We start from the raw sequence: 4,972 nt of genomic DNA, 5'->3' as shown, positions 1-4,972 counted from the left end.
CCCGGCGGCCCCCCCCCCCCCCGGGGGGGGGCCGCGCCCCGGGGGGCCGGGCCCGGGGGGGGGCGCCCGCCCCCCCGCCCGCCCCCCCCCCCCCCCCGGTGGCGGGCCCCGGCCGGGGGCCCGGCGCGGGCCCGCGCGGACACCGCTAGCCTCGTGCCATGAGTCGGCCTCTCAGCTTCGTACCGCCCGCCTGCGCGCATGCCCGCACCCTCGAAACCTCGCGCGGCGGCTTCGCCGCGATCGAGGCGCTGCCCGCCGGCGACCCGCTCGGCACCGCTTTGATGCTGCCCGGGTTCACCGGCAGCAAGGAGGACTTCAACTCCCTGCTGGAGCCGGTCCGCGCCGCCGGGTACCGGGTGGTGGCCGTGGACGGGCGCGGCCAGTACGAGTCGGCGCCGCCCGCCGCTCCCGGCGGGTACGCGCAGGCCGAGCTGGCGGCCGACGTCCTGGCGCAGGCCGACGCGCTGGGCGCGCCGGTGCACCTGCTCGGGCACTCCTTCGGCGGGCACGTCGCCCGTGCCGCCGTGCTCCTGGACGCACGCCCGTTCCGTACGCTCACGCTGATGTCGTCGGGCCCCGCGGAGATCTCGCAGGGTGAGCGGGAGCGGGCGAAGCTGCTGATCGACGCGCTCGGAGTGATGACCATGCAGCAGGTGTGGGAGGCCATGTCCGGCATGGAGCCGATGGAGGAGACCCCCGTCGACGGCGCGGACCTGCACCGGCGCTGGCTGGCCACCGACCCGGCGCAGCTGGTGGCGGCGGCCGGGCTGCTGACGGGCGAGCCGGACCGGGTGGACGAGCTGGCGGCCGTACGCCCGCCGCTGCCGGTCCACGTGCTGTCGGGCGACGAGGACGGCATCTGGCCGCCCGTACTGCTGGACGACATGGCGCGGCGCCTGGGCGCGCGGCGCACGGTCGTACCGGACGCGGGGCACTCCCCGAACACGGACCGGCCCGGGGAGACCGCGGCGGCGCTGCTCGCCTTCTGGAAGGACCACCGATAGGGCGCACGCGCTCGCCGGAGCCGTGCCGTGCGCGGGCCGGCACCCCGCGCGGGCGCTCAGTACTGCGACTGCGGGCGCTCAGTACGGGCGCGCTCAGTACTGCGACTGGAGGTGCTGCCAGAACCCGTCGCGCAGCGCCCTGCGCAGCATGGCGTGGCCGCGCAGGGAGCGCTGGAGCAGCCGCTCCGCCTCGATCAGGAGGTCCTGGTCGACGTTGCCCGGCAGGTAGGGGTGGCCGGGCAGCAGTTCGGCCATCGTCTCGCGGCCCCGGTCGACCAGCCAGGTCGCGGCGATCTGGGCGCCGACGAAGCGCACCTCGTCGCGGCTCGGCGGCGGCTCCGCCTCGTGCTCCCAGGTCGTGACGGGCCTGCGGGTCACGAACGGCTTGCAGAAGTCGAGGTCGAACGTGCGCTGGCTGTCGACCTCCCACAGCAGCGGCTCCGCCTGGTTGCGCCCGTCGGCGGCCTCGATGCCCCACAGGTGCACGCGTGCGCCGTAGCCCTGCGCGGCCTCCACGGCCGAGACGAGGTCCTCGTCGCCGCCGACGAGCGCGGCGTCGCTGATGGCCCGGTGCCTGGCGAGCGATTCGAGGTCCGTACGGATCAGCGAGTCGACGCCTTTCTGCTGGTTGTTGGCGTTGAGGTTGCCGAGGCGGACCTTGACGTCGGGGAGTTCGGCGATGGCCTGCTGCTCCGGCGTGTGGATGCGGCGTCGCGCGCCGTCGTACCAGTACACCCGCAGGAGTCTGCTGTCCGCGAAGATCACCCGCGCCTTGTCGATGAACGCCTCGATGAGGCCCTCGGCGTCGAGATCGAAGGAGCGCCGGTCCTCGGTGCCCGCGACCAGCAACCCGGCCGAAGCATAGACGTAACCCGCGTCGACGAAGATGGCATGGGTGGACGGTGTCTTCGCGACCTCGGCGAGCATGCGATGCAGCAGCTCGTTGGTGCGCGCGAGGCGGCGGCCGAGATCCTCGGCGAAGGCGCTGCCGGACACGGTGCCCGGCTCCACGGGGTCGTGCACCGGTACGGTTCCCGCCTCTGACTCGCTTGCCTCGCTCATACCCGGTTCATTCTCCGTGGGCCGCGCCATACCGGCCAGTAGTTAGCTGTCCGAAGGATTTCTTTAGCGTAGGGAATGTTTTCACAGCGCAAGCCGTTGATCTCGATGTATCGATCGACACTTTCGCTGTCATCAACAGTTCTCCAGCAGGAGGATCAGACGAAGGGAGAAGCCTGTGCGCTTCGAGATCACGCGACTCGACGACGTCAACGGCAGCGCCGTGGACAGTACCGTCGTTGACGCAGCCTCCGTCAACCGGATCGTGCAGCAGGCCGCCGCAATGGGCCAGCGCATCTATATCCGGCCGGCCGAGACCCCGGCCTCGTAACTCTTGTCCAGCACTCACTCACCCCTACCGAACCGAAGCATACGGTTCGGTGGAGATGACAGAACCGCGCCCTCCGGAACCGGGGGGCGCGGTTCTGCGTTCGGACCCCGTACAGGCGCTCTGCGCTGAGGTCGTCCGAGGCCGTCCGAGGTCATGGGGGCGCTCCACGCCGAGGTTCCACGTGTTGGCCCCGCAGGCGGGGAGGCGGCGGCTCAGGCGCCCTTCACGACCTGGGTGATGCCGTTGATGATCTGCTGCACGGCGATCGCCGACAGCATCATTCCGGCGAGCCTGGTCACGAGCACGACGCCGCCGTCCTTGATCACGCGGATGATCAGCAGGGAGTACCGCAGGACGAGCCAGAGCACGACGTGCATCGCCGCGATCGCCGCCCACACGGAGACCTGCGCGGTGGCGGTGTGCGCGTGCTGCACGGCCAGGATCACCGAGACGATCGCACCGGGCCCGGCGAGCAGCGGCATGCCGAGGGGGACGAGCGCGGCGTTGACGTCCTTGGTCTGCTTCGGCTCCTCCGTCTTGCCGGTGAGCAGGTCGAGGGCGATCAGGAGCAGCAGGAGACCGCCGGAGATCATCAGGGCGGGCACCGAGATGTGCAGGTAGTCGAGGATCTGCTGTCCGAGCAGGCCGAAGACCGCGATGACGCAGAACGCGACGGCGACCGCCTGCCACGCCATGGCGCGCTGCACCTTGGCGGCGCGGCCCGACGTCAGCGCCAGGAAGATCGGCGTGATCCCCGGCGGGTCCATGATGACGAAAAGGGTGAGGAAGAGGGAGCCGAAAACGGCGAAGTCGAACACGGAAGGGCCTTGCGTCGCGAGGGAACGGGGGGACAGAGGCGCACGCGTACGGACACGGGCGCGGGGTTCCCGCCCCCGGCCGCCGCCCGCCGGGCGGCGGACATCGCGGAACGCGGGAGCGGGCAGCGCGCGCCCGGGACGGGGCGCGTGGGGCTGCGGAGAGCGGAGAGGGAGGGGAAGAGGCGCGGGCCTTCAGAGACCCGGCCCCTTCAGAGATCCGGCCCCATCACGGGGCAGGACTCCAGGGGCTCGGAACTCCAGGGGGCCAGCGCCTCCCGGGCCATTACGCGGGGACGGGACCGCCCGTGCCGGGGACGGGGAAGGCGCCGGTGGAGCGCCGCACGATCTCCGCGTACACCTCGGGGTCCGTGGTGTTCGCGCCGAGCGCGACGTCCTTGCGGCTGCCGTGGTAATCACTCGACCCGGTGACCAGCAGTCCCAGGTCGGCCGCGAGGGAGCGCAGCCGGTCGCGGGTCGCGGCGTCGTGGTCGGTGTGGTCCACCTCGATGCCGTCGAGTCCGGCGGCGGCCAGTCGCGCGATGACGTCCTCGGGGACGGTCCTGCCGCGCTTGACGGCGGCCGGGTGCGCGAAGACGGTGACGCCGCCCGCGGCCTTGACGAGGCGTACCGCCTCGAACGGGTCGCTCTCGTGCTTCGACGCGTACGCGCGTCCGCCGTCCGCCAGCCAGTCCTCGGTGAACGCGTCCGACACGGTGGGCACGACGCCCAGTTCAACGAGCGCGGAGGCGATGTGCGGTCGGCCCACGGAGGCCTCGCCCGCGATCCTGGCGACCTGCTCCCAGGTGACGGGGACGCCGAGCTCCTGGAGCTTGGCGATCATGGCGCGGGCGCGCGGGACGCGGTCGTCGCGCACCAGTTCGCGCTCGCTGAGCAGCGCGGGCTCGGACGGGTCGAAGAGGTACGCGAGCATGTGCATGCTGACGCCGTCGATCCGGCAGGACAGTTCCGCGCCCGTGACCAGGGTGAGCCCCGCGGGCAGCGCGGCGATGGCCTCGGCGTGGCCGCGCGTGCTGTCGTGGTCGGTGAGCGCGACGACGTCGAGCCCGGCGGCCGCGGCGGCCGTGACCAGCTCGGCGGGGGTGTCGGTGCCGTCCGACGCCGAGGAGTGGGTGTGCAGGTCGATACGCACGGTGGCTCCTGGGCTCGTGAGAGGGACGACGGCGGGGCGCGACGGCGGCGGCATGGGCGTGGAGGCCGACCACGACGGCGCCGGCGATCGCGGCAACCCGTCCAGCCTAACGGTCCCCGCGCGCTCTCCCGTCCGGGCGCCCAGGGGAACGGCGCCACTGTCGCCCCGGCGCTACGCCAGCAGCCGGGGCGACAGTGCGCCGCAGGGCAGCAGATCGACCTCGGCCCCCGCGTCCCGCAGGTCGGTGAGGACGAGTTCGTCGTACATCAGGAGCCCTGACTCCTGGGGCCACACCACGGCCCAGAGCCAGAGCCCGAGTGCCTCACCCGCGAAGACGACGCGGTCGTCGGGGGTGCCGGAGACGTGCCACAGGGGGGTGGGCCGGCCCGCCGCCAGGAGTTTGGCATGCGGGGGCTCGTCCACGCGCAGGTACGGGCCGGGGTCGGGGCCCGCGACGCCCCCGTACCGGGCGCCGAGCCCGCCGCCCAGTTCCTCGGCGACGAGCCGCCCCCCGCCCCGGCCCCCCCCGGGGGCCCGGCCGGGGCCCCCCCCCGCGGGGGCCCCCCCCCCCCCCCGGGGGGGGGCCCCGGGGGGGGCGCCCGGGGCCCGG

Annotated in this window: 6 protein-coding genes; 2 read left to right on the top strand and 4 right to left on the bottom strand. The window is 73.5% G+C overall.

What is annotated here, in order from left to right; genetic code table 11:
- Positions 1-158: 158 nt before the first annotated feature.
- On the top strand, positions 159-1,004 hold the full coding sequence (locus LCE31_RS04740) for an alpha/beta fold hydrolase (protein ID WP_225012688.1): 846 nt from the start codon (positions 159-161) through the stop codon (positions 1,002-1,004).
- A 93-nt stretch (positions 1,005-1,097) separates the two neighbouring features.
- On the opposite strand, the gene LCE31_RS04735 is transcribed toward LCE31_RS04740, so the two are convergent.
- Entirely contained in the window at positions 1,098-1,931 is an 834-nt protein-coding gene (locus LCE31_RS04735) for an NYN domain-containing protein (RefSeq protein WP_225012689.1), read from the bottom strand.
- 310 nt (positions 1,932-2,241) lie between these two features.
- On the opposite strand from LCE31_RS04735, the gene LCE31_RS04730 reads away from it, so the two are divergent.
- Positions 2,242-2,394: a hypothetical protein gene (locus tag LCE31_RS04730; RefSeq protein ID WP_225012687.1), complete on the top strand. Its 153-nt coding sequence runs from the start codon at positions 2,242-2,244 to the stop codon at positions 2,392-2,394.
- Positions 2,395-2,606: 212 nt separating this feature from the next.
- On the opposite strand, the gene LCE31_RS04725 is transcribed toward LCE31_RS04730, so the two are convergent.
- The 3 genes from LCE31_RS04725 to LCE31_RS04715 all read right to left on the bottom strand — a co-directional run.
- Positions 2,607-3,212, bottom strand: coding sequence for a MarC family protein (locus LCE31_RS04725; RefSeq protein ID WP_225012686.1), 606 nt, complete (start codon positions 3,210-3,212; stop codon positions 2,607-2,609).
- Positions 3,213-3,495: 283 nt separating this feature from the next.
- Positions 3,496-4,362 (bottom strand): PHP domain-containing protein, encoded by an 867-nt coding sequence (locus tag LCE31_RS04720; RefSeq protein WP_225012685.1) that lies wholly within the window; start codon positions 4,360-4,362, stop codon positions 3,496-3,498.
- 171 nt (positions 4,363-4,533) lie between these two features.
- The coding region (locus LCE31_RS04715) for a DUF6758 family protein (protein WP_225012684.1) at positions 4,534-4,972 on the bottom strand (439 nt) is incomplete at its 5' end.

This window comes from Streptomyces sp. 8L, from assembly GCF_020176795.1.
Lineage (GTDB): Bacteria > Actinomycetota > Actinomycetes > Streptomycetales > Streptomycetaceae > Streptomyces.
This window is presented reverse-complemented; position numbering and strand designations above follow the sequence as displayed.

Excerpts from the sequence above, each read along its gene's own strand:
- LCE31_RS04740 (WP_225012688.1), top strand. The coding sequence starts at position 159 with ATGAGTCGGCCTCTCAGCTTCGTACCGCCCGCCTGCGCGCATGCCCGC.
- LCE31_RS04735 (WP_225012689.1), bottom strand. The coding sequence starts at position 1,931 with ATGCTCGCCGAGGTCGCGAAGACACCGTCCACCCATGCCATCTTCGTC.